Genomic DNA, 24779 nt, shown 5'->3' with positions numbered 1-24779 from the left:
GCCGTCATGAGTGATATAGCGTTAACTGTCAGTATTCTGGCGTTGGTTGCGGTGGTCGGGTTGTGGATAGGCAATGTCAAAATCCGGGGCGTCGGCTTTGGCATTGGCGGCGTGCTGTTTGGCGGAATTTTTGTCGGCCACTTTGCCGACCAGTTGGGCATCACGCTCAGCGCGGAAATGCTGCACTTCATTCAGGAATTTGGCCTGATCCTCTTCGTTTACACCATCGGCATTCAGGTCGGGCCCGGCTTTTTCGCCTCGCTTCGCGTCTCCGGCCTGCGCCTGAACCTTTTTGCGATGGGCATTGTAGTGATGGGCGGACTGGTCACCGCCCTGCTGCACAAACTCTTCGCCATCCCGCTCCCGGTGGTGCTTGGCATCTTCTCCGGGGCGGTCACCAACACGCCCGCGCTGGGTGCCGGGCAGCAAATCCTGCGCGATCTGGGCATCGCGCCCGACATCGTGGATCAGATGGGCATGAGCTACGCCATGGCCTACCCGTTCGGCATCTGCGGCATCCTGCTCACCATGTGGCTGATGCGCATCTTCTTTCGCGTGGACGTCGAGCAGGAAGCCCGGGAACACGAATCAACTCTCACCCAGGGACAGGCGCTGATTAAGACCATCAACATCCGCGTTGAAAACCCCAATCTGAACAACATGCCGATCCAGGATGTGCCGATCCTCAACAGCGCCAACATTATCTGCTCGCGGCTGAAGCGGGATGAGACGCTGATGGTGCCCCTGCCCGGCACGGTGATCCAGACGGGGGACCTGCTGCACCTGGTCGGGCAGCCGGCAGACCTGCACAATGCACAGCTGGTGATTGGTCAGGAGGTCGATACCTCGCTTTCCACCCGCGGCACCGATATGCGCGTCGAGCGCGTAGTGGTCACCAATGAGAAGGTTTTAGGCAAGAAAATCCGCGAACTGCAGGTAAAAGAGCGTTATGACGTGGTGATCTCCCGCCTGAACCGCGCCGGGATCGAGCTGGTGGCAAGCCCGGATGCCAGCCTGCAGTTTGGTGACATCCTCAACCTCGTCGGACGCCCGGCCTCCATCGACGCCGTCGCCAATATGGTGGGCAACGCGCAACAAAAACTGCAGCAGGTGCAGATGCTGCCGGTGTTTATCGGCATCGGGCTCGGCGTCCTGCTCGGCTCCATCCCGCTGTACGTGCCCGGATTTCCGGTGGCGCTCAAGCTGGGGCTGGCTGGCGGACCGCTGATTATGGCGCTGATCCTCGGACGTATCGGCTGCGTGGGTAAGCTCTACTGGTTTATGCCCCCGAGCGCCAACCTCGCCCTGCGTGAACTGGGGATCGTGCTGTTTCTGGCGGTGGTGGGGCTCAAATCGGGCGGCGATTTTGTCGAGACGCTGGCTCGCGGCGACGGCGTGAGCTGGATTGGCTACGGCATCCTCATTACCGCTGTCCCGCTGATCACCATGGGGCTTCTGGCGCGGCTGCTCGCGAAGATGAACTACCTGACCCTGTGCGGCATGCTGGCCGGTTCGATGACCGATCCCCCGGCGCTGGCCTTCGCCAACAACCTGCATGCCACCAGCGGCGCGGCGGCGCTCTCCTACGCCACGGTCTATCCGCTGGTGATGTTTATGCGCATTATCACCCCGCAACTGCTGGCAGTGCTGTTCTGGGGGATGGGTTAGGGCAGGCATTACGCGCCTGGATGCGTTAACATTGCCGGAGTTTTGTACGATGTTAGCCAGACAGGAGTAGTCATGAAAATTTCCCGCCTCGGCGAAGCGCCGGATTATCGCTTCTCGCTGGCAAACGAGCGTACCTTCCTGGCGTGGATCCGCACCGCGCTGGGTTTCCTGGCGGCCGGCGTGGGTCTTGACCAACTGGCCCCCGATTTCGCAACGCCTGTGATCCGCCAGCTGCTGGCGCTGCTGCTGTGTCTCTTTTCCGGTGGGCTGGCAATTTACGGCTACCTGCGCTGGCTGCGTAACGAAAAGGCGATGCGCCTGAAGGAAGATCTGCCCTATACCCGCAGCCTGCTGATTATCAGCCTGATCCTGATGGTGGTCGCGGGGGTTGCGATGGGCCTGGTGCTGTATGGCGGATAGCCGTAAAGCCCGCCGTCTGGCCGATCCGGGGCTACAGCCGGAACGCACTTCGCTGGCCTGGCTGCGCACGTTGCTGGGCTACGGTGCGCTGATGGTGCTGGCGGTCAGGCATAACTGGCAGCAGGCGGGCCCGCTGTTCTGGGTGGCGCTGGGCGTACTGGCGACGGTGGCGCTACTGCTCTGGCATTACACCCGCAGCCGCGCAAAGATGGACGTCTCGCTGTACGATTTTTCAGCATCCCGACCCGTACGTATTAAATTTATGATCTCCCTCGCAGTGTTATCCCTCGCATTACTGTTTGCTGCCAGTCATGTTCACCATCTCATTATCTTTATCAGGGATATTGCATGATCGGATGTCAGGCCAGAGTGCTCGTCACGGTTATTAACCGCCATAACTGTCATCAGCCGGAGCAGATGTACCGCTATCTGCGCGATCTGGGCACGCCGTACCTGCATTTTATTCCGTTACAGGCGGGCGATAACCCGGAATCGATCACCGATCGGCAGTGGGGCGATTTTCTCACAGGCGTGTTTGATGTCTGGGTGCGGGAAGATATTGGCCGCGTCTTTGTGCAACCCTTTGATTCGACGCTGGGAATATGGCGAGGCCAGCCACCACAGCCGGATGATTTCTCCCCGCCTGACGAATGCCGGGCCTGCCCGGTGCGGTATCTGTGCTGCGGCGACGGCTCAACGGCTGAAGAAGGCAAAAGCGCGCTCTGTGCGGGGTATCAGGCATTTTTCCGCCACTCAGCCCCGCATATGCGGGTGATGCGCGATCTGCTTAGCCATCACCGCTCGCCCATGGAACTCATGGCCCTGTTACGCCAGAGCCAGTAAGTTACCGCCCCTTCGCCAGATACGTCGCCATCTCCTCTTCCGGCACCATGCCGCCGCCGGTCGCCCATACGAGGTGGGTGGCGTTATCCAGCGCATAGTGTCCGGATGCGGAGAGGCGTACCGGCCCGGCCATGCCCGCCAGCGCGGACGGTTCAAGACGGATATTCTCCTCCTGCGCCAGCCAGCCCAGCATGTCGTACATGCTCCGATCCGAGAGGGTGTAGAACCCGTCGAGCAGGCGCTCCATGGCGCGGCCGACAAAACCGGACGCACGGCCAACCGCCAGGCCATCCGCTGCCGTCACGTTATCAATGCCGAGATCCTGCACCGCAATCTGGTCATGCAGCCCGGTATACACCCCCAGCAGCATGCACGGCGAGTGGGTCGGTTCGGCAAAGAAGCAGTGGACGTGGTCGCCAAAGGCCAGCTTCAGCCCAAACGCCACCCCTCCAGGGCCGCCGCCCACGCCGCACGGCAGGTACACAAACAGGGGATGATCCGCATCCACCACGCGGCCCTGCGCTGCAAACTGCGCTTTCAGTCGTGCGCCTGCCACGGCATAGCCTAAAAACAGGGTGCGGGAGTTTTCATCGTCGATGAAGAAGCAGTTGGCATCGCTCTCTGCCGCTTTGCGTCCTTGCTCCACCGCCACGCCGTAATCCTCTTCATACTCAACCACCGTCACGCCGTGGCTGCGCAGTTTGGCCTTTTTCCATTCCCGGGCGTCGGCGGACATATGCACCGTCACCTTGAAGCCGATGCGGGCGCTCATAATGCCGATGGACATCCCCAGGTTCCCGGTCGAGCCTACGGCAATACTGTACTGGCTGAAGAAGTCTTTAAAGCGCGGCTCCAGCAGAATGCTGTAATCGTCGTCGACGCTGAGCAACCCGGCGGCCAGGGCCAGTTTCTCCGCGTGGGTCAGCACTTCATAAATCCCACCGCGAGCTTTGATGGAGCCGGAGATCGGCAGATGGCTGTCTTTTTTCAGCAGCAGCGTGCCGGGAAGGAGGATATCGAACTCCGCCTCCAGCCGTTTATGCATTGCCGGGATAGCCACCAGTTCAGACTCGATAATCCCCTGAGTGGCCGCCGTTTCCGGGAACGCCTTCGCCAGATACGGCGCAAAGCGCGCCAGGCGCGCATGGGCATCATCCACATCGGCCTGGGTCAGGCCGACATGCGGCAGCCCTTCGGCCAGGGTAGTGGCTTTCGGGTTAAGCCAGGTGGTCTCTTTCAGGGCGATCAGATCCTCAACCAGAGGATACTGTGCGATTAAGGTGGTGATGTTTGCGTTTTCCATACGAGATCTCTTCGCGCCAGAAAATGAAAGCAGGATCGTGCAGCCAATGGCACCGGGATGACAAACGATATTAATGGCGGTTCACATGAGCCAGATTGAATCAAAAGAATAACACTGCGATAAAAAATGTATTTTTATCGTCGCTGGGTCACATTTTTTCACCCTGAACCGCTATTCTGTGCGCGATAAAGAGAGGAAGGAGGGCGGCGTGATGAACGAGGGGAGAGAGGCGAAGAATCGCTTACTGAACGGCTGGCAGCTGTCGAAGATGCATACCTTTGAGGTGGCGGCACGCCATGAGTCGTTCGCGCTGGCGGCGGAAGAGCTTTCCCTAAGCCCGAGCGCGGTAAGCCACCGAATCAACCTGCTGGAAGAGGAGTTGGGGATTGCGTTGTTTATTCGCTTGCACTGCAAAGTGGAGCTGACCCAGGAGGGAAAACGCATTTACTGGACCCTGAAATCGTCGCTGGATACGCTGAATCAGGAGATCCTCGACATCAGGAACCAGGCCCTGTCCGGCAGCCTGACCGTCTACTCACGTCCGTCACTCGCCCAGTGCTGGCTGGTGCCCATGCTGGGAGACTTCACCCGCCGCTATCCGTCGATCTCTCTCACGCTGTTGACCGGCAATGATTACGTCAATATGCAGCGAACCGGGGTCGATCTGGCGATTTATTTCGACGATATGCCGCCAAACCAGCTCTCCCATCACTTTTTGATGGACGAGGAAATCCTGCCGGTCTGCTCACCGGAATATGCCCGGGAGCATCAGCTGCTCGCCAGCCTGGATAATCTACGTCACTGCACTCTGCTGCATGACCGACAGGCATGGAGCAACGATTCCGGTACGGACGAGTGGTGTAGCTGGGCGCGTCATTATGCGGTGAATTTGCCGCCATCATCGGGGATGGGTTTCGATCGTTCCGATTTGGCAGTCAGCGCGGCGATAAATCATGTCGGGGTGGCGATGGGACGCAAGCGGCTGGTGCAAAAGCATCTTGAGCGCGGGGAACTGATTGCGCCCTTTGGCGAGAAGACGCTGAAATGCCACCAGCACTATTACGTCTCCACGCTCCCCGGGCGCCAGTGGCCAAAGATTGATGCCTTTATCCACTGGCTCAAGGAAAAAGCTGGCTGATCACACCGCCTGCTCGTGGTGCGAGGCGCGGGAGGCCAGCGGCAGCCAGCAGAGCACAATCAGCAGGCCCATAAGCAACATTAGCAGCCCGAGGCTCGCCTGGCCGTTTTGCGGCATCATCGCCGAGAGCCAGGCCAGCGCGCCGGAGCCGATATTCTGCAAACCCCCCACCAGCGCCCCGGCGGTACCCGCGAGGTACGGGAACGGCTCCATTGCGCCGCTGGTCGCCAGCGGGAACAGCATCCCCGCGCCAAAGAAGAACAGCGCGGCCGGGATCAGCAGGGTCCAGACGTTCATTACCCCGAACAGCCCCGGGATCCACATCATCAGCCCCGCCAGCAGGCAGCTCAGCACCGACTGCCACATCAGGGTGGAGAACCTTTTGTTGGCGCGACCGGCAAACCAGGCGCCGAAAAACGCCGCCGGGATCGGCAGGATAAACAGAATGCTCACCACCATACTGCTGAGACCGAGCCCGGCACCCAGCAGCACGCCCGAACTGGCTTCGAATACCGCGATACCCGCCAGGCCCCCCACCAGCATCAGCACGTAGCAGTTAAACGCCCCGTTGCCGAAGAGGATTTTGTAGCTGGTGAGAAGCTTTGTGCGCGGCGCTTCGGCGGGCCGGGTTTCCGGCATCCAGCGCGCCATGCTGAAGGTGACGATGACGCACAGCACCAGCAGAAAACCATAGCAGGCGCGCCAGGACCAGGCGGTATCCAGCAGGCCGCCAATCAGCGGGGCCAGCAGCGGGCTGACCAGAATGCCCATGTTCAGCAGGCTGTTGGCATGACGCAGCTGGCTGCCTTCATAGAGATCGCGCGGCAGGGTGCGCGCCATCACGCCGCCGACGCCGGTGCCAACGCCCTGCAGCGCGCTGGCGGCAATCAGCACGCTCAGGCTGTGGGTGGTCATGGCGATGACCGTAGCTACCATAAAAATGGTCATCCCGACCAGGATCACCGGACGGCGGCCGACGCGATCCGAGAGCGGGCCGTAAAAGAGCTGCGACACGCCATAGGTCAGCAGATAGGCGCCCATCACGCTCTGGACCGCCCCTTCACGCACCTGGAGTTCCTTCGCCATGTCCGCAATGGCCGGGATATAGATGGTTTGCGCCATCTGACCGACGGCCACCAGCAAGATCAACATCAAGAGTAAATTAACGTTCCGCTGCCTTTTCATGTCGCTGAATACTTTTGCCAAAAGTGAGAAATAAAGAATAAGTGACTGCGCATTCCCATAAATGCGCGAGGAATCTACCACAGTGAGATGACAAGTTAAGCCTTGCGGTGGTGAATGGAGGAGGGCAGAAAGGCAGGATAAGTAAACAAGAACGGCAACTAATGTTGCCAGCGGATCAGGCCAGGCGCAGCAGCATTGCGCCAGCGGCAGTGCCCACCGCTGCCGCGATGCGCAGTGCGGCAACCCGCTCTTTTAAAAGTATAAAAGCGATAAGCGCGCCAAAAAGGATTGAGGTTTCACGCAAGGCCGCCACTACCGCCAGCGGTGCCTGAGTCATCGCCCAGAGCGCCAGCCCGTAGGAGCCCATGGTGGCCACGCCGCCGAGCAGCCCCTTTTTCCAGTGCAGGCGCAGGTAGCCGGACGCCTCCCGGCGGTGCGTCACCATCGCCCAGCACAGCAGGCAGAAGCCGTTCATAAAGAAGGTCCAGAACGTGTAGCCCAGGGCGGTATTCGATAACCGTACTCCGGTGCCGTCCACCAGGGTATACCCGGCGATAAAGCAGGCGTTAATCAGCGCCAGCCAGATCCCCTTGCGCGATTGCATTCGGCCGTTTATCGCCATCACCAGAATCGACAGACAGATAACGGCGATGCCGGTCCATGCCAGCCCGGATAACGTATCGCCCAGCGTAAACACGCTAATCAAGGCCACCAGCAGCGGCGCGGTGCCGCGCATCAGCGGGTAGGTCTGGCTCATATCGGAGACCTGATAGGTCTTCGCCACCAGCACCGTGTAGACCACCTGCAGTGCACAGGAGACGATCAAATAAGGCCAGCTGACCATTGAGGGCTGGGGAGAGAAAGGGAGGCAGATCAGGGCGATAAGCGTTGCGAAGCCGCTCACACTGATGGCGGAGTAGAGTTTGTCCGTCCCGGCTTTGACGATGGCGTTCCAGCTGGCGTGCAGCAGCGCGGCAAAAAGCAGAATGCAGAAAACGGTCAGGGTCATGGCGTGTCTGGTGATGTATTGTCACCAGAACTTAACATTCATGGCTGAGGTGTGCCAGCCAGTTACACCGCGCAGAACAGGCGGTGCGTCACGCGCGGCTCATCCACGACCAGCGTAAAGCCAGCCCGCTGGTAGAAAGTCCAGGCGGTCTGGGGCGCATGGGTATTGAGAAAATCGAACCAGACGCTGGCATCGGCCATCACCACGGCGAGCAGCTGTTTGCCGATACCCAGTCCCCGGCAGCTTTCGCTGATATAGAGATGGCGGATACGACCAGCCCGCGGCTGCTGGCTGAACGGATCGCGGTTTAGCCCGCAAATTCCCACCAGTTTGCCGTTCAGAAACGCCCCCAGCAGCTTTTCACCCGGGGCGTTAAAGCGATTTTCACCCCGTTCCCAGTTCTCTTCGAGCCTGCGCAGCATATTGAAGTTGAGCGCGGTGCTCTCGGTTTTCAGCGCGATATACCCCGGTTCATCCGGCGTGACAGGCTCAATTAACAAACGCAACATAGCGCATTCCTTCGTTATTAAAGAGGGGCGGTTTCCCGCCCCTCTTCGGTGCGGCTTGAACCTGAATCACTTAACGTATTTCAGGACAGCATCAAGCAGTTGCAGTGCTGCAACAATGAGTTTGAGGATAAGTACAACCATATCCACTACGCTCATACGCGTCTCCTCTGGTTAAGGAGCACGATGCTGGCGTACCTTTCCGCCGCCTGTGACCAGCACCTTTGTTGACGTAACACAGTGTGCTCAGGTGGGGAGTGGAGGCGCTGACGGCACCACCCGTTTCAGCCAGGACTTCGTTGCGCCGGTGTACTACGAGCGGCTCCCCTCACACCCTGTGAACACACCCAGTATAGATAAATACTGTATATATGAACAGTAATTTATGGACAAAATCTGAAGCGCGATCCATACTCAAATGCGTCAAAATTCGTGCCGAAAATTGCGCGTTCCTGTGCGATCGCGTATACTTCGTGCGTTGACGTAACACAGTGTGCTCTGCGGTCACCAACCGCAAACGCTGTAAAAAAACCTCGCTCCGGCGGGGTTTTTTGTTTTTGGCCTACCTAAAAAAATGCCTGTAGACTTATTGGAAATGGATGCGGTTGGTATGCGTTATTCTTTAATTATTCATTTGATAATTTCTACATAGATATTATTTATTTAACATGATTATAAGATGCAAAATAAACTACTAATACCTATCATAAATTCATGCTGTATCGCGTATAACAGTAATAAATAACATTGGCTCAAATCATTTTTGACATGAATATATATTAAAATAAATCTCAATTGTTTGAGTCACTCTTCTTTTCAATGTATGTTCCCATAACCTTACATATTGTGCGTATACGTTATGAAAGCATCCGATTATTTAAAGATGAAGTTCCAGAGCGACAGGCAATTGGCTATTTATGGCCAGCAAGGCGTTGCAGGAACATGGAAAGCATTAAAGGGGATTGGCACTGATATTTACTCAGGAATTGAGCGTGTAAGTTGGTACTCATCATGCGTAATCCCCAGCTATCACGATGTGTGTGATGAGCTTCTCTCAGAAGAAAAGAGGATGTACCTGTCCATTGTATCTCTTTATCGCTATCGCGATGTAATAGCTCATATGCTCTATCTTTATTTTGCAAGCGTTATAACCGATTCTCAAAAGGAAAATGAACAAAATCGCGTTCGTCAAATGGATTCAAAAGTAACCGGGCTTGTTACAATTATATCGACAAGCAAGGCAACGCGCTTAGCAATAGCATGGGGACTGGCAAAATCTCTTTCCGAATCCGGCCTACTCTCAGAAATCGTCGTTGAACGACTGGCTCGACGCATACCTAACGTTGTTATGGCTCTTCAACTTATTGGCACGGAACAGAAATGCGCTCTTGCTGCCCGTCGCCTGAAAACATTGGACCCTAATTATTACGCGACCCTCTATGCTGCACAACTGGAGATGCTTTACTACTTTATTGATCCTTTCCTTTCTGAAATTATTAAGAAGGTGAAAATGGGATTCTATAAGAATTTTGATGAAATTTATAACGATTTAAAGGACAAGAGACATGTTTAAGAGCCTGCTCTCGATTCTATTTTCAGATTTTTTATTCCCCGTTTATATTTTTGCATGCGCCTCTTTGTTCCTGTGGTTGGTACCTAACCACTGGGTATTACTAACCTTCATTGCAATCGTAGTATTTGTCATTGTTCATCCGATAATTTTCGGACGATTTGATAAGTATGATTGAATTTTATAAAAAGGAGTTTTTATGTCAAACCCGGCTTATTTATTTCTAACCGATGAAAATGGTTCTCAAATGGTTGGCTCTTGCTTTGTTTCAGGGCGTGAAGGTGCTATTGAGCTCAAATCGTTCACTCATAATGTTAATATCCCAGTCGACGGGAATACCGGGAAGTTGACGGGCACGCGCATACATATGCCCGTCATGTTTCAGAAGGAATTTGATCGTGTAACCCCGATTTTATTTCGGGCGTTAAGTACAGGGAAAACGCTACAGTCAGCCACGATTAAGATGTACCAGATTAATGAGGCAGGTTTAGAACACGAGTATTTTAATATCCTCCTGGAGAATGTAAAAATAACCTCAATCACACCAGATCTGTATCCAGGCGCAAACACCGGAACACACCTTGAAACGGTTCTGATGCGCTATGAAAAAATCACCTGGAAGCATTGCGATGGCAATGTCATCTATAGTGACGCATGGAATGAGCGAGCAACGTACTGAAACGTGATCCCTGACGCATTTTCAGGCAGATGAAAATAATTCCATTGTCTCGTCTGTAAACCTGTGCTTGTATAAATCCACTCAATGATTCCAGAGACAGGTTCCTAATGACCTCTTCCATGCTGACTTCGACCCTACTAAAAACTGCGCACCCAGCCGCAGTGGTCGTCGTGCGTGTGGTGGTCGTCGTCGGCAATGCGCCGTAGGGACTGGATCAACACACGATTCCAAACCCCGCCGGCGCAAACCGGCGGGGTTTTTGTTTAAAGCCTCCCGGAAAGTCGGCCCATAAGAAGGACTGGAGCATGGCAAGTTCGGGCACAACATCACACAAGACGCGTTTCACAGGCGCGCAGTTAATCGTTCATCTGCTGGAACGTCAGGGCATTACCACGGTTGCGGGTATTCCTGGCGGGACGGTACTCCCGCTGTATGACGCTTTAAGCCAGAGCACGCAGATCCGCCACGTGCTGGCGCGACACGAGCAGGGCGCAGGCTTTATCGCCCAGGGCATGGCGCGTACGCAGGGCAAACCGGCGGTCTGTATGGCCTGTAGCGGGCCAGGGGCCACCAACCTGGTGACCGCCATCGCCGATGCGCGCCTCGACTCCATTCCGTTAGTCTGCATTACCGGCCAGGTGCCCGCCTCGATGATCGGCACCGACGCGTTTCAGGAAGTAGACACCTACGGCATCTCTATCCCCATCACCAAGCACAACTACTTAGTGCGTGATATCAGCGAATTACCGCAGGTTATCAGCGATGCATTCCGCATCGCCCAGTCCGGTCGTCCGGGTCCGGTGTGGATAGACATTCCTAAGGATGTGCAGACCGCTGAAATTGAGATCGACGTGCTGCCTGAGCCGGGCACCCGCGCGCCATCGCCGGAATTCAGCGCTGACAGCGTGCGCGAAGCCGCAGCCATGATTAACGCCGCGCAGCGCCCGGTGCTCTATCTGGGCGGCGGGGTGATTGATGCGCCTGACGCGGTGCGCAGCCTGGCTGAAAAAGCGAATCTGCCGACCACCATGACCCTGATGGCGCTGGGCATGCTGCCAAAAGCGCACCCGCTGTCGCTGGGCATGCTCGGGATGCACGGCGCGCGCAGCACCAACTTTATTCTGCAGGAAGCCGATCTGCTGATCGTTCTCGGGGCGCGTTTTGATGACCGGGCGATTGGCAAAACCGAGCAGTTCTGCCCGAACGCCAAAATCATTCACGTGGATATCGACCGCGCGGAGCTGGGTAAAATCAAGCAACCGCACGTGGCGATCCAGGGCGATGTTAACGAGGTGCTGGCGCAGCTACTGCCGCACATTGATGCCACCCCGCGCACCGCGTGGCGTGAGCAGGTGACCGGCCTGCAGCAGGAGTTCCCGGGCGCTATCCCGACCGAAGACGATCCGCTGAGCCACTACGGGCTGATTAACGCCGTAGCCGCCTGCGTGGACGACAGCGCCATCATCACCACCGATGTGGGCCAGCATCAGATGTGGACTGCCCAGGCCTATCCGCTGAACCGTCCGCGCCAGTGGCTGACCTCCGGCGGTCTGGGCACCATGGGCTTTGGCCTGCCTGCGGCGGTGGGTGCGGCGCTGGCGAACCCGGATCGCAAGGTGATCTGCTTCTCCGGCGACGGCAGCCTGATGATGAACATTCAGGAGATGGCCACCGCGGCGGAAAACCAGCTGGATGTGAAAATCATCCTGATGAACAACGAGGCGCTGGGCCTGGTGCATCAGCAGCAGAGCCTGTTCTACAAGCAGGGGGTGTTTGCCGCCACCTATCCGGGCACGATCAACTTTATGCAGATTGCCGCCGGGTTTGGCCTTTACACCTGCGATCTGAACGCCGAAGCGGATGCACAGGCCGCGCTGCAGGAGGCGATTTCACGTCCGGGCCCGGCCCTGATCCACGTGCGTATCGATCCACAACAAAAAGTTTATCCGATGGTACCGCCGGGTGCGGCCAATACAGAAATGGTGGGGGAATAAGCCATGCAGAAGCAAAATGATAACGTCATTCTGGAACTCACCGTCCGCAACCACCCTGGCGTCATGACCCACGTCTGCGGGCTGTTTGCCCGCCGGGCGTTCAACGTGGAAGGCATTCTTTGTTTGCCCATTCAGGGCAGCGAGCACAGCCGCATCTGGCTGCTGGTGAATGACGATCAGCGTCTGGAGCAGATGATGGCCCAGATCGACAAGCTGGAAGACGTGGTGAAAGTGGTACGTAACCAGTCCGATCCGACCATGTTTAACAAAATTGCGGTGTTCTTCGAGTAACTTACTCCCCGGCGGCGTCCGGGGTAATAATCTTCACAAAACCGTTCCGGCAGTGGGCCGGATAGTCTGCCGGAAGCGGGCGGTCGCTGATCAGCACGTCAAACGCCGACAGCGGCCCGATGCTGGCGGGCGCCACTTCATCAAACAGGGCGTAGCGGGCCAGCAGGATCTTACGGATACCGTGCTGAATGGCTTTGCGCTTGGTGGCCAGGTCGTCAAGGTTAAACCAGGTCACGCCGTAGTGCTCATGCACGCCGCTGGCCGAGATAAACACCTTGCGCGGGTTGAGGGAGTCCAGCACCGACGGGTTGCTGGTGTCGTAAAACGCATCGCTTTTTGCCCGGTAGGTGCCGCCGCACAGGATCGCGGTGGCGTTCGGTTTCTCATTGAGCGCCATAAACACGCGATGGGAATAGCAGATGCCGGTAAAGGTGATGTCGTCGGGGATCATGCTGATGACCAGCGGCATTTCCGGGCCATTATCGAAAAACACTAAATCGTTTTCCGCCACCATGCCCGCCGCCAGAATGGCGATAGGCAGGTCGTCGGGATGATGCGTCTGGCTGCGCACCACGGGTGCTGTGGGGGCGGTGGCCGGTTTATTGACCATCACGATATAGCCGCCGAGCAGGGTGAGGGGCAGGACGGTATCATGGTTGTCCGGGCTGAGATCGCGTCGGATGGTCATGACGGAGACTTCCAGCATCCGGGCGGCATCTTTCAGGTGAATGCGGTCGGTTTTCTTTAACAGCTCAACCAGACGCCGGATTCGTTCTTTTTGCTTCGTCTCCATTCACCCTCTCCGCACGGTGTGATGTTCCTTAAAACACATTGATGATGCGTCAGGAACATTTTTGTTGCGTCATACTATACTGCCGCCCGGCCGGAAAGAAAAGTCACTTCTCAAACTGCGTTTATCGCTCAATCTATTGTAATTAATGGTTTAATTTTGAATTCCCGTCGTTCCATCTCACTTTCTACTCCGCGAGTTGATTAATCATTAAACAGCGTTAATGGATCTGCTAATCGCGATCGCAGTCACAAATGATACGGAAATAACATGATAATGTTACGATAATATCATTGTTATGTGATTGTTTCAGAGAGGTAGTAAACATGGATATCGCGGTTATCGGCTCCAACATGGTGGATCTCATCACCTACATTAATCAGATGCCGAAAGAGGGCGAAACCCTCGAAGCCCCGGCCTTTAAGATTGGCTGTGGCGGCAAAGGGGCGAATCAGGCGGTGGCAGCGGCCAAGCTCAACTCAAAAGTGATGATGCTCACCAAAGTCGGTGACGATATCTTTGCCGATAACACCATCCGTAACCTGGAATCCTGGGGCATCAATACCACCTATGTGGAAAAAGTGCCGTGCACCAGCAGCGGCGTGGCGCCCATCTTTGTGAACGCCAACTCCAGCAACAGCATTCTGATTGTGAAGGGTGCCAATAAATTCCTCTCGCCGGAAGATATCGACCGCGCGGCAGACGATCTGAAAAAGTGTCAGCTTATTGTCCTGCAGCTCGAAGTGCAGCTTGAGACGGTTTATCACGCCATTGAGTTTGGTAAAAAGCACGGTATTCAGGTGTTATTAAATCCGGCCCCGGCGCTGCGTGAATTAGACATGTCCTACGCCTGTAAATGTGATTTCTTTGTGCCGAATGAAACCGAGCTGGAAATTCTGACCGGTATGCCGGTAAACACTTACGAGAATATTTGCCTGGCTGCCCGCTCGCTGGTGGATAAAGGGCTGAACAATATTATCGTCACCATGGGTGAAAAAGGGGCGCTGTGGCTCACCCGTGATAAAGAAGTCGTGGTCCCGGCCTTTAAAGTGAATGCCGTCGACACCAGCGGAGCGGGCGATGCCTTTATTGGCTGTTTTGCCCACTATTACGTCCAGAGCGGCAACGTCGAAGCCGCCATGAAAAAAGCCGCTCTCTTTGCCGCGTTCAGCGTCACCGGGAAAGGTACTCAGTCGTCTTACCCCAGCATTGAACAATTCAATGAGTTCCTGGCATTGAACGAATAATAAAACCCTGCGAAATAAAAGGTAGCACTATGAACGATAAAAACATCATTCAGATGCCTGACGGCTATCTGAATAAAACCCCTCTGTTCCAGTTTATTTTGTTATCCTGCTTATTCCCGTTATGGGGATGCGCTGCTGCTTTAAATGATATTTTAATTACGCAATTTAAAAGCGTCTTTGCACTGAGTAATTTTGCTTCAGCGCTGGTGCAAAGCGCGTTTTATGGCGGCTATTTCCTTATTGCTATTCCTGCCTCGCTGGTCATTAAAAAGACCAGCTATAAAGTGGCGATTTTAATCGGCTTAACGCTTTATATTGTGGGCTGCACGCTCTTTTTCCCCGCCTCGCACATGGCAACCTACACCATGTTCCTGGCGGCGATCTTTGCCATCGCTATCGGTCTGAGCTTCCTCGAAACGGCGGCTAACACCTACAGCTCGATGATCGGCCCGAAAGCCTACGCTACGCTGCGCCTGAACGTCAGCCAGACCTTCTACCCGATTGGCGCTGCCGCAGGCATCCTGCTGGGTAAATATCTGGTCTTCTCCGAAGGCGACAGTCTGGAAAAACAGATGGCGGGCATGAATGCTGAGCAGATCCACAACTTTAAGATTTTGATGCTGGAGAACACCCTGGAGCCCTACAGGTACATGATTATGGTCCTGGTGGTGGTGATGGTGCTGTTCCTGTTAACCCGCTTCCCGACCTGCAAAGTGGCGCAAACCGCGGAGCATAAACGGCCGTCGGCGATGGATACCCTGCGCTACCTCGCCACCAATGCCCGCTTCCGTCGCGGTATTGTGGCGCAGTTCCTCTATGTGGGCATGCAGGTGGCGGTGTGGTCGTTCACCATCCGTCTGGCGCTGGAGCTGGGCGATATCAACGAGCGCGACGCCTCTAACTTCATGGTCTACAGCTTTGCCTGCTTCTTCATCGGCAAGTTTGTCGCCAACATTCTGATGACCCGCTTTAACCCGGCGAAGGTGCTGATCATGTACTCGGTGATCGGCGCGCTGTTCCTGGCTTACGTGGCGCTGGCCCCGAGCTTCAGCGCGGTCTATGTCGCGGTGCTGGTGAGCATTCTCTTCGGGCCATGCTGGGCAACCATCTACGCTGGGACCCTGGATACCGTGGACAACGAGCATACTGAAATGGCCGGGGCGGTGATCGTAATGGCGATTGTCGGCGCGGCGGTAGTGCCAGCGGTGCAGGGCTATGTGGCCGATCTGTTCCACTCCCTGCAGGCCTCGTTCCTGGTATCGATGCTGTGCTTTGTTTATGTGGGCTTCTACTTCTGGCGTGAGAGCAAAGTGCGCCGCGAGCTGACCGAAGCCACCGCTTCCTGAGGAGGATCACCATGACGCAACTTCCCCTGTGGCGCGCGCTCTTTACCGAACAGCCGCGCACCCTGCTGCAAAACGATGACTTCACGGTAACGGCGTTTCGCTACGCCAATGGCGTGGAGGGGCTGCGGGTGCAAAACCGCCGCGGTCATCTGGTGATCCTGCCCTGGCTGGGGCAGATGATCTGGGATGCGGAGTTCGACGGCCACGACCTGACGATGCGCAATATGTTCAGCCAGCCTAAAGCGGCAAAAGAGGTGGTCGAAACCTATGGCTGCTTCGCCTTCCACTCTGGCCTGCTGGCGAATGGCTGCCCGTCGCCGGAGGACAGCCATCCGCTGCACGGCGAAATGCCCTGTGCGCCCATGGATGAAGCCTGGCTGGTGCTGACCGACGACAGCCTGACGGTGACCGGGCGCTATGAGTATGTGATGGGATTTGGTCATCACTACCAGGCGCAGCCCGCCGTCACGCTGCGCAAGGACAGCGCCCTGTTCGATATCGCCATGTCAGTAACCAACCTGGCGTCGGTGCCGATGCCGCTCCAGTACATGTGCCACATGAACTATGCCTACGTGGCGGGGGCGACCTTCAGCCAGAACGTGCCGGATGAGGCGATCGCGCTGCGGGAGTCGATTCCGGCACACGTGAAGCCCACAGAACAGTGGCTGGCGTTCAATCAGCGTTTGCAGCAGGGCGAAGCCTCCCTGAAGGCGCTGGACGAGCCGCACTATTACGATCCGGAAATCGTCTTTTTTGCCGACAGGCTCGATCGCTACACCGCACAACCGGAGTTTCGCATGACCGCCCCGGATGGCGTCACGTTCGTGACCCGCTTTGCCAGCGCGGAGCTGAATTACGCCACCCGCTGGATCCTCTACAACGGCGACCAGCAGGTGGCGGCCTTCGTGCTCCCCGCCACCTGTCGTCCGGAAGGGTTCCTCGCGGCCCGGCGTAGCGGCAGCCTTATTGAACTGGCTCCGGCTGAAACCCGCCGTTTTACGGTGACAACCGGGATCCTCTGACGGCGACAGTGCCGGATGGCGTTACGCCGCCATCCGGCGCTTTCACACCCTTGCCCTGGCTTTACCCCGCTTTACACACCCGCCCTGCCTCATGCTCTACAGTTTTATTTCGCTGCCGCCTTTCGCGCAGCCTTAGCCCCTTTGCTAATGGAGAGCTTGCATGTTGACCCGACGATTGTCCTGCCTGGCGCTGCTGGTGGCGCTTGCCTCACCCGCGATGGCTGCGGATACCCCCGCCTACGGCGAGAAGCTGGAAGGTTTTGACTACGCCTGGCCGGTGAAACACTTCACCTTTACCTCGCAAAACCAGTCTCTGGATATGGCTTATCTGGACGTGAAGCCGGAAAAAGCCAACGGCCGCACCGTAGTGCTGATGCACGGTAAAAACTTCTGCGCCGGTACCTGGGATGCCACCATCCGGGCCCTTACCGCCAGCGGCTACCGCGTGGTGGCTCCCGATCAGATCGGTTTTTGCAAATCCACCAAGCCCGAGCGGTATCAGTACACTTTCCAGCAGTTGGCGGATAACACCCATGCCTTGCTGAAAGAGCTGGGTATCGATCGTGTCACCGTCATCGGGCACTCCACTGGCGGCATGCTGGCCACCCGCTATGCGCTGATGTGGCCGCAGCAGGTAGAGCAACTGGTGATGGTCAACCCGATTGGCCTTGAGGACTGGAAGGCGCGCGGCGTGCCGCATATCACCGTTGACCAGTGGTATCAGCGCGAGCTGAAAACCAGCGCCGACGGCATCCGCCAGTACGAGAAAAACACCTACTACGCCGGGGAGTGGAAGCCGGAATATGAACGCTGGGTCACTATGCTCGCCGGGCTGAATAACGGGCCGGGCAAAGAGCGCGTGGCCTGGAACTCGGCGCTGCTCTACGACATGATCTACACCCAGCCGGTTATCTATGAATTCAGCGAGCTGAAGATGCCGGTGTTATTGATGATCGGCACGAAGGACAATACCGCCATCGGAAAAGATCTCGCCCCGCCTGAGATCCGCAAAACCCTTGGCAACTACGCGGTGCTGGGCAAAGAGACGGCGAAGCGGATCCCACAGGCCACGCTTGTCGAGTTTAACGATATGGGTCACGCCCCGCAGATGCAGGATCCTTCGCGTTTCCATGAGGCGCTGCTGAAGGGGCTTCAGACGCGCTGACTGGTCTCCAGCAGCAACCCGCGCAGCCACGCCTGCGCGGGATTGCGGTGCGTTCTTCCAGGGTGCGGATATCCGTTTTCATCGCCTTGTACCACCTGTTTTGTGCGCATTAATACGACTTTGTACGCTGTCGACGCGCTGCGTTTCCCGATATTATGCTCGCCTAATCGTAAGGAGAGTGCATGGTCTGGATAATGCTGGCTACGCTTGCCGTGGTGTTTGTGGTGGGCTTTCGCGTAATGACGTCGGGTTCCCGGCGCGCCATTCGTCGTCTCAGCGAACGTCTGGGGATCACCCCTGTGCCGCTGGAGTCGATGATCGACCAGTTTGGCAAAAGCGCCGGCAATGAGTTTATCCGCTACCTTGAACGCCCCGACGAAGCGCATCTGCAAAATGCCGCCCAGGTGCTGCTGATCTGGCAGGTGTGCATTGTCGACAGCAGCGAAAATAATCTTCTTACCTGGTATCGCCTGCTGCGCAAGGCGCGTCTCGCCGCGCCCATCACCGATGCCCAGGTTCGCCTGGCGCTCGGCTTTATGCGCGAAATGGAGCCCGATCCGTACGACCTTAACGCCTTCCAGCTGCGCTATAACCAGCTCTTCCTGCCGGAAGAGGGGGTCTTTTTCCTGCACTGATATCACCAACCGTGATGAGGATTATAAATCATCGTCATTAGATTTATACCACTGCCCGGCGCACCATTGCCTCATCAACAACAGGATGAGGTGAACCATGAAACAATCAGCCATTATCTGGCCGCAGGACTTCCTGCCAGGCACGACCGACAACTTTGCATCCAACGAAATCATCGTCGCCGGGCTGACCGCCCAGGCAGTCTGGGATCAGCTCAATGACACCTCCCGGTGGCCGGGATACTACAGCAATGCCGAAGACATTCGCTTTCACGACGGCAGCGGCCCGGCGTTAAGCGCCAACGCCCGCTTTCGCTTCACTACCTTTGGCTTCCCGGTAGAAGCGCAGATCACTGAATACGTGCCGCCGGTGGCAGGGCAGGCCGCGCGTATTGCCTGGCACGGCTGGGTGGAAGGGGATGCGAATTCGCGCCTCGACGTTATCCACGCCTGGCTGTTTGAAGACTTGCCCGGCAACCGGGTACGCATCCTGACCCAGGAGTCGCAGAAAGGCGTTCCGGCGCAGGAGTTGGCGCGCACCGTGCCGAATCCGATGATCAACGGCCATCAGGAGTGGATTGTCGGGCTGGCGAAGGCGGCGCGAGGGTAATTTTTTGCCCGGTGGCGCTACGCTTACCGGGCCTACGAGACCTGTAGGCCGGTGCAAGCGCAGCGCCGCCCGGCAAAAAGTGCCAAAAGTTGTCTAAACGTTAAATAGATCACACTTTAACTGTTAAACTGCACGGCTTTCCCGCTCGTTTTCTCCTCAGGTGATGCCATGACAGAACAGATCCAATCCGCCCCTTCGCCCCACGCCAAGGCGGTCTCCCGCCCAAACTGGTCGGCGGTTTTTTCCGTGGCGTTTTGCGTCGCCTGCCTGATTACCGTGGAGTTTTTGCCGGTCAGCCTGCTGACGCCGATGGCGCAGGATCTGGGCATTTCCGAAGGGTTGGCGGGTCAGTCCGTCACCGTTACCGCCTTTGTCGCCATGTTTGCCAGCCTGTTCATCACTCAGGCGATTGGTACCACCGATCGCCGCAAGGTGGTGATCCTCTTTTCTGTCCTGCTGACGCTCTCCTGTCTGCTGGTCTCGTTTGCCGATAACTTCACCCTGCTGCTGTTAGGGCGTGCCTGCCTCGGGCTGGGACTCGGCGGGTTCTGGGCGATGTCCGCCTCGCTCACCATGCGCCTGGTGCCGGCGCGTACCGTGCCAAAAGCGCTGTCGGTGATCTTCGGTGCTGTCTCCATCGCGCTGGTGATTGCCGCGCCGCTGGGCAGTTTCCTCGGGGGCATCATCGGCTGGCGCAACGTCTTTAACGGCGCGGCGGTGATGGGCGTGCTCTGTATTCTGTGGGTGTGGAAAGCGCTGCCGTCGCTGCCGGGCGAAGCCGCGCATCACAAGCAGAACATGTTCAGCCTGCTGAAACGCCCCGGCGTGCTGGCGGGGATGACCGCCATCTTTATGGCCTTCGCCGGGCAGTTCGCCTTCTTTACCTATATCCGCCCGGTGTTTACGACCCTGGCCGGATTTAACGTCGACGGCCTGACGCTGGTGCTTTTAAGCTTCGGTATCGCCAGCTTTGTCGGCACTTCGCTCTCGGCGCAGTTCCTGAAACGCTCCCTGAAAGTGGCGCTGGCGGGCGCACCGCTGGTACTGGCCATTAGCGCTGCCGTGCTGATCCTGTGGGGGAGTGACAAGTGGGTGGCCTCGGCGATTGCCATTATCTGGGGCTTTGCCTTTGCGCTGATCCCGGTGGGCTGGTCGACGTGGATCACCCGTTCCCTTGCCGATCAGGCCGAAAAAGCCGGTTCCATTCAGGTGGCGGTGATCCAGCTGGCGAACACCTGCGGCGCGGCGGTGGGCGGTATCGCGCTGGATAATTTGGGGCTGACATCACCGCTGGTGATTTCCGGTACGCTGATGCTGCTGACGGCCCTGCTGGTGGCGGGGAAAGTGAAGGCGCAATAGCGGAGCCTGCTTTTTATGCTGGTTTATATTTGACGTACCAGCCTCCCTGACTCTGAGATAACCCCGCCATAAGGCGGGGTTACTATTGCAGGCATGAAATTCACCTCAGAATGCCCCGTTCCGAATGCGGAAAGAACGGGTGATGCGATCCCAGATTTCCACCAGTTCGGCATCGCTGTAGGAAGGTGGGGGCAGGGCATGGTTACGTAATGTCAGATCAATAATCGGATGCCGGAAATCCACTATTTTTTCATTAGCGATGACGTTAAAAAGTAGCTGCCCGGTTGGATTATCAGGAAATTTTTCTGACGGGGCGGTGTTAAGCCATTCATCTGCTTCAAAGCTGGCTATCTGTGTTTTACCCTTCCGCAGCGTATTCGCCTTAACCTCTGTCAGATAAGGCTGAATTTCATGGCTCCGCTCCAGCATGCTCTTTGGATCGCCAAGAAAAGTGTTTGTGGAAACCGACAGGGAAAAGACCGGATTGTGCCGATAAATGAAGGTTATATCTTCCTTTGGTTTCTCTTGCCCGTCGCGGATAAAACCCTCAGCAATACAGGTTCCTGGCTGTGTCGGAATTTCATCATTTTTTCGCCCGCTCAGGCGGGACATTAAGTCCTGTAGCTCCGCAAGTTTCTGGGGTTTGGTGTTAAGTTGATATTCAGCCATTCCTCCATTCAAATATTCGGTTCGCTCCTGCTTATATTTTAGGTCGGATACATCTCTTATCTCCGAGGAAACAATGAACGCCACCCCGTCAACGTACAGATGCCCTTCCAAAACACGACCAAACCCCGCAGCACTCTCATTTTTATTACGGTCAAATATCACCGCATTCTCACTGACCCGGTACACCTGCTTGAGAAAAGGCTGATCTATTGGATCAACCGTGCGGCTGTTCTGCAGCTCTTCCTCCCGCAACCGGATACGCTGCGCAAACGCCGGACGGTAGAGCCGCTTGCTGCTGATGCTCACCTCATTAATGCGGGCGCGGTCCGTCAGTGTGTTTTCAAAAGAGGCGGGAACCTCAAATACGTAGCGCCCCACGCACTGGACTTTGGTGGTGGCAAACAGAGTATCGACCATACGTTTTTCCTTGTCCGTTAACGCCGGTGGCGTATGCACAAACGTCACATAGTTGTGAATATAGAATGCTGCCGCCAGCAGTACCATCGCCAGCGGGATAAGCCAGGGAAGAGGGGATTTTTTCATGGTGTCGGCACCTGCTGCACGATTTTCATCACCGAGCGGACCGTGAACACCAGGGCATCAGACAGGTCGCTGTAAACCGAACGAGAGCGATCCACTGGAGCAACGGCATAGGCACCTTCATGGTCAACATCGGTCGCCAGCACACCACGAATATGGGGGGAGACGGTCCGGACGGCCGTCACAGGCACCGTGCCATCGCCGGGTGTCCCGCCGGAAATTAGCGCATGAGTTCTCAACGGGGACAGCTCAAGACGTTCGCCGGCGTCCTCCCGGACCCTCTGCGCCTCCCTTACTCGCTGAGGGAGACGTTCTTTCCAGGTCAAGAACGCATCAGACGGATTGTCCGCACTGGCACCGTAAAAGAGCCAGGTCTGCGGGTGGTATTTACCGTTCAATTTTTCAATGAATTTTTTAACATCGACTTTTATCCGATCCTGATATGTACCCCACTCTTTTTCCGTATCCCCCAGCAGCAAATCCTGCTCACACAGCCGCCACCAGGCGGTTTTGTTCAGGTAAATATCCTTATACGGATCATCAACCGGCAGGGACATTTTGGTATTGCTTCCCTCGATTCTCAGCCAGCCCGGACCGTAGGCTATGCCTGGCAATAGCTGGAGGGGACCAGGGGACTGGGCCAGTACCGGCATCAGCTTTTCTGCATTATCCCCGATAATCATCCCGATCACGCCCCGCTCACCGGTTTTCATCCGCCGGTACGCCGCTGGTGAGCCGAGGTCGGGCATTACCCCGTGCACAATCCCCAGAATGTTTTTCTGTCCGTCCATGTTTTCCGAGTAGTGCCGGGCAACCAGCCCTCCCATGGAATGGGTGACCAGAATGACTTTGTTCACCGCCAGACGGCCGTGATAATCCCCCTGCACCTTGCGGATATACGCGCCCAGCCGTATCGCTGAGTCCGCATTGGACTGCAGCCAGTTGTAACCAAACACATGCAGCGGGTATAAAAACTGATGGCCGTGCGCCGTTTCTGCTTCCGTCAGCACTTGTTCTGCCGGCTCGTCGCCTATCCTGACGCCGGTAAAACGCTGCCGTGCCGTCTGCATCTGCGCTTCCCTGAAATAGTTATCCAGCAGGATGTCGTCGTCGCTGAGCAGGTATTGCAATCGGTCGAGCGCCTCCCCGTAGCTCTTGTAGAAGGCGCTTCCCCATCCACGCGCCCGCCGGGACGGGAATTTATTGCCATCCGCGCCGTCATTTAAAATTTCCCCCGAGTCATCAACCGTCGTGGTCTTTGGATCCAGAAGCTGCTTTCTTTTTTTTGCGTTAGCAAGCGGCCATTTTTTTAGCGACGAAGCGCTGAACTGCCAGACCTCATCGTCCTCATTTTTCAGGTTTGACCCCATAACCCCCGGAATAAAAATCACCGGGATCACCTTCACGGGGGGCATGAGGCAGACTGCCACGTAATTTTTTTCTTTTGCCTGAGGGGTTATTTTGTAATGAACCTGACCGTTTTCATCCCATAAGGGCCGATGATAAGATCGGTTATCGCTTTTGTAGTCATCCATGTAATAAATGCCTGATATTCCTGGTGGTGAAAAGCATTAGCTCACAATATCGACACTTACAACTTAACCAAAATCAACTTACTTTCGCTTTGTTATTGTTCGCTTGTGAACCTTTGTATTACCCATGATTTATGCTTTAAGAGTCAATTTAGGGTGCTACAAGGTGGGGTATTCAGAGACAAACAGAATAAAAAAATCCCCAGCGATAAATGCAGGGGATTATGTATAAGAGAACGCTTTTTGGGTAAGGGCATCCAGCTACGCTGATGTCCGCCCATGTCTGCGTGAATCCATCGAAATCAGCACCACCGACGACACAATCAGCAGCGTGCCCAGCCAGTCCGGCAGGGTAAACGCCACGCCCAGTAAAATTACCGACAGCAGAGCGCTGCTCAGCGGCTCGGCGCAGCTCAGAATGCTCGCTTTCGGCCCGCCAATCATCTGGGCGCCTTTCAGATACAGGCTGAAGGTCACCGCTGTGCCGATCACCACCAGATAGAAGAACGCCAGCAGTATGCTGCCGTCGATGACGAAGGTGGTGCCGCGCCCGGCATAGAAGGGCGTCAGCATTAACCCGGCCAGCAGCATACTCCAGCCGACAATCGGCAGCGTGCCGTAGCGGGCGATCAGCGTGGACGGGTAGGTGGTATAAAACGCCGCGGCGAAGGCGGAGGCGATACCCCAGGCCAGCGCGGCTGGGGAGATGGTCAGCGAGGTGGGATCGCCGTGGGTGACCAGTAAAAAGGTGCCGATAAGCGAGGTCATGATCGCCGCCAGCACAAAGATGCCCGGTCGCTTTTTGCGCGCCAGCGCGAACCACGCCACGATAATGGTCGGCGACAGGAACTGCAGCACGGTGGCGGTAGCGGCGTTGGATTTTTCAATCGTCACCAGGAAGGTGAGCTGGACGATCAGCGCCCCGAACAGGGAAAAAATCAGCAGGCTGAGGGCGTCTTTGCGATTTTTGATGACCGTGAAAATCTTGTCACCGTGGACGAATGAGAGTGTCAGCAGGATCACGCCGGCAAACAGCAGGCGGATCATGGTCAGATACGGCGAAGGGATCTGACTTTTCTCCATGATGTACTGCGCGCAAACCCCCGAACTGCCCCATAAAATGGCGGCGATCAGGACGTTCAGCATCCCTTTTTTTGTGGCACCCATGTTCTCCCCTGCAATATTGGCTTTTCAAAGGCCAGCAGCATAACACGGGTCTTGCCGGGTGGCGCTACGCTTACCCGGCCTACGAATTTAGTAG

General features: G+C 56.4%; 26 protein-coding genes. 17 read left to right on the top strand and 9 right to left on the bottom strand.

Features of this window, described 5'->3' with window-relative positions:
* Nucleotides 1-6: 6 nt before the first annotated feature.
* The 4 genes from FFB58_RS21170 (at nt 7) to FFB58_RS21155 (ending at nt 2931) form a co-directional block, all read left to right on the top strand.
* Nucleotides 7-1668, top strand: a complete 1662-nt coding sequence (locus FFB58_RS21170) for a putative transporter (protein ID WP_138370933.1) — start codon at nt 7-9, stop codon at nt 1666-1668.
* A gap of 72 nt (nt 1669-1740) precedes the next feature.
* On the top strand, nt 1741-2088 hold the full coding sequence (locus FFB58_RS21165; protein ID WP_039032250.1) for a YidH family protein: 348 nt from the start codon (nt 1741-1743) through the stop codon (nt 2086-2088).
* On the top strand, nt 2078-2440 hold the full coding sequence (locus FFB58_RS21160) for a DUF202 domain-containing protein (RefSeq protein ID WP_039032251.1): 363 nt from the start codon (nt 2078-2080) through the stop codon (nt 2438-2440). The genes FFB58_RS21165 and FFB58_RS21160 overlap by 11 nt, the downstream gene beginning before the upstream one ends.
* Nucleotides 2437-2931: a radical SAM protein gene (locus tag FFB58_RS21155; RefSeq protein WP_039032252.1), complete on the top strand. Its 495-nt coding sequence runs from the start codon at nt 2437-2439 to the stop codon at nt 2929-2931. The genes FFB58_RS21160 and FFB58_RS21155 overlap by 4 nt, the downstream gene beginning before the upstream one ends.
* Nucleotide 2932: 1 nt before the next feature.
* Here the strand turns inward: FFB58_RS21155 and dsdA are convergent, their stop codons facing one another.
* A complete protein-coding gene (gene dsdA / locus FFB58_RS21150; RefSeq protein WP_138370932.1) occupies nt 2933-4234 on the bottom strand; it encodes a D-serine ammonia-lyase in 1302 nt (433 codons plus the stop codon).
* Between the two features lie 211 nt (nt 4235-4445).
* Between dsdA and dsdC the strand changes: the two genes are divergently transcribed.
* Complete coding sequence (dsdC, locus tag FFB58_RS21145) at nt 4446-5372, top strand: DNA-binding transcriptional regulator DsdC (protein ID WP_138370931.1); 927 nt, start codon at nt 4446-4448, stop codon at nt 5370-5372.
* On the opposite strand, the gene emrD is transcribed toward dsdC, so the two are convergent.
* From emrD to tisB, 4 genes are all read right to left on the bottom strand, one after another.
* Nucleotides 5373-6557 carry a multidrug efflux MFS transporter EmrD gene (gene emrD / locus FFB58_RS21140; RefSeq protein ID WP_138370930.1) on the bottom strand — a complete coding sequence of 395 codons (1185 nt, stop codon included), beginning with the start codon at nt 6555-6557 and terminating at the stop codon, nt 5373-5375.
* A gap of 175 nt (nt 6558-6732) precedes the next feature.
* Entirely contained in the window at nt 6733-7566 is an 834-nt protein-coding gene (locus FFB58_RS21135; protein ID WP_138370929.1) for a DMT family transporter, read from the bottom strand.
* A gap of 62 nt (nt 7567-7628) precedes the next feature.
* Entirely contained in the window at nt 7629-8075 is a 447-nt protein-coding gene (locus tag FFB58_RS21130) for a GNAT family N-acetyltransferase (RefSeq protein ID WP_039032256.1), read from the bottom strand.
* 66 nt (nt 8076-8141) lie between these two features.
* Entirely contained in the window at nt 8142-8231 is a 90-nt protein-coding gene (gene tisB, locus FFB58_RS21125) for a type I toxin-antitoxin system toxin TisB (protein ID WP_039032257.1), read from the bottom strand.
* Nucleotides 8232-8931: 700 nt separating this feature from the next.
* Between tisB and FFB58_RS21120 the strand changes: the two genes are divergently transcribed.
* The 5 genes from FFB58_RS21120 (at nt 8932) to ilvN (ending at nt 12606) form a co-directional block, all read left to right on the top strand.
* Nucleotides 8932-9645 carry a hypothetical protein gene (locus tag FFB58_RS21120; RefSeq protein WP_138370928.1) on the top strand — a complete coding sequence of 238 codons (714 nt, stop codon included), beginning with the start codon at nt 8932-8934 and terminating at the stop codon, nt 9643-9645.
* Between the two features lie 196 nt (nt 9646-9841).
* Nucleotides 9842-10321, top strand: a complete 480-nt coding sequence (gene tssD, locus FFB58_RS21110; RefSeq protein ID WP_138370926.1) for a type VI secretion system tube protein TssD — start codon at nt 9842-9844, stop codon at nt 10319-10321.
* A gap of 107 nt (nt 10322-10428) precedes the next feature.
* A complete protein-coding gene (gene ivbL, locus FFB58_RS21105) occupies nt 10429-10527 on the top strand; it encodes an ilvB operon leader peptide IvbL (protein WP_138370925.1) in 99 nt (32 codons plus the stop codon).
* Nucleotides 10528-10626: 99 nt separating this feature from the next.
* Complete coding sequence (gene ilvB / locus FFB58_RS21100) at nt 10627-12315, top strand: acetolactate synthase large subunit (protein ID WP_138370924.1); 1689 nt, start codon at nt 10627-10629, stop codon at nt 12313-12315.
* Between the two features lie 3 nt (nt 12316-12318).
* On the top strand, nt 12319-12606 hold the full coding sequence (gene ilvN, locus FFB58_RS21095; protein ID WP_039032259.1) for an acetolactate synthase small subunit: 288 nt from the start codon (nt 12319-12321) through the stop codon (nt 12604-12606).
* A gap of 1 nt (nt 12607) precedes the next feature.
* Here ilvN and FFB58_RS21090 read toward each other — a convergent pair whose 3' ends face one another.
* Nucleotides 12608-13399 carry a DeoR family transcriptional regulator gene (locus tag FFB58_RS21090; RefSeq protein WP_039032260.1) on the bottom strand — a complete coding sequence of 264 codons (792 nt, stop codon included), beginning with the start codon at nt 13397-13399 and terminating at the stop codon, nt 12608-12610.
* Between the two features lie 323 nt (nt 13400-13722).
* Between FFB58_RS21090 and rbsK the strand changes: the two genes are divergently transcribed.
* The 7 genes from rbsK to nepI all read left to right on the top strand — a co-directional run bounded on the left by rbsK (nt 13723) and on the right by nepI (nt 20777).
* Nucleotides 13723-14643, top strand: coding sequence for a ribokinase (gene rbsK / locus FFB58_RS21085; RefSeq protein ID WP_039032261.1), 921 nt, complete (start codon nt 13723-13725; stop codon nt 14641-14643).
* Between the two features lie 29 nt (nt 14644-14672).
* Nucleotides 14673-15989 carry an L-fucose:H+ symporter permease gene (gene fucP, locus FFB58_RS21080; RefSeq protein ID WP_039032262.1) on the top strand — a complete coding sequence of 439 codons (1317 nt, stop codon included), beginning with the start codon at nt 14673-14675 and terminating at the stop codon, nt 15987-15989.
* 11 nt (nt 15990-16000) lie between these two features.
* Nucleotides 16001-17011 (top strand): aldose 1-epimerase family protein, encoded by a 1011-nt coding sequence (locus FFB58_RS21075; RefSeq protein WP_138370923.1) that lies wholly within the window; start codon nt 16001-16003, stop codon nt 17009-17011.
* Between the two features lie 160 nt (nt 17012-17171).
* Complete coding sequence (locus FFB58_RS21070; RefSeq protein WP_138370922.1) at nt 17172-18176, top strand: alpha/beta hydrolase; 1005 nt, start codon at nt 17172-17174, stop codon at nt 18174-18176.
* A gap of 182 nt (nt 18177-18358) precedes the next feature.
* Nucleotides 18359-18811, top strand: a complete 453-nt coding sequence (locus FFB58_RS21065; protein ID WP_039032266.1) for a DUF1198 domain-containing protein — start codon at nt 18359-18361, stop codon at nt 18809-18811.
* A gap of 97 nt (nt 18812-18908) precedes the next feature.
* Nucleotides 18909-19418, top strand: coding sequence for an SRPBCC domain-containing protein (locus FFB58_RS21060; RefSeq protein WP_039032267.1), 510 nt, complete (start codon nt 18909-18911; stop codon nt 19416-19418).
* A gap of 168 nt (nt 19419-19586) precedes the next feature.
* A complete protein-coding gene (gene nepI, locus FFB58_RS21055; protein ID WP_039032268.1) occupies nt 19587-20777 on the top strand; it encodes a purine ribonucleoside efflux pump NepI in 1191 nt (396 codons plus the stop codon).
* A 105-nt stretch (nt 20778-20882) separates the two neighbouring features.
* On the opposite strand, the gene FFB58_RS21050 is transcribed toward nepI, so the two are convergent.
* The 3 genes from FFB58_RS21050 to FFB58_RS21040 all read right to left on the bottom strand — a co-directional run bounded on the left by FFB58_RS21050 (nt 20883) and on the right by FFB58_RS21040 (nt 24685).
* Nucleotides 20883-21989: a T6SS immunity protein Tli4 family protein gene (locus FFB58_RS21050; RefSeq protein WP_138370921.1), complete on the bottom strand. Its 1107-nt coding sequence runs from the start codon at nt 21987-21989 to the stop codon at nt 20883-20885.
* Nucleotides 21986-23521 (bottom strand): hypothetical protein, encoded by a 1536-nt coding sequence (locus FFB58_RS21045; RefSeq protein WP_138370920.1) that lies wholly within the window; start codon nt 23519-23521, stop codon nt 21986-21988. Before FFB58_RS21045 ends, FFB58_RS21050 begins: the two co-directional genes overlap by 4 nt.
* A gap of 258 nt (nt 23522-23779) precedes the next feature.
* A complete protein-coding gene (locus FFB58_RS21040) occupies nt 23780-24685 on the bottom strand; it encodes a DMT family transporter (protein ID WP_138370919.1) in 906 nt (301 codons plus the stop codon).
* Nucleotides 24686-24779 lie beyond the last annotated feature (94 nt).

The sequence above is a fragment of the Enterobacter sp. MF024 genome, assembly GCF_005843915.1.
Taxonomy (GTDB): domain Bacteria; phylum Pseudomonadota; class Gammaproteobacteria; order Enterobacterales; family Enterobacteriaceae; genus Enterobacter; species Enterobacter barmai.
Note: the sequence above shows the minus strand (reverse complement) of the source record. Positions and strands in the feature narration are given on the sequence as shown.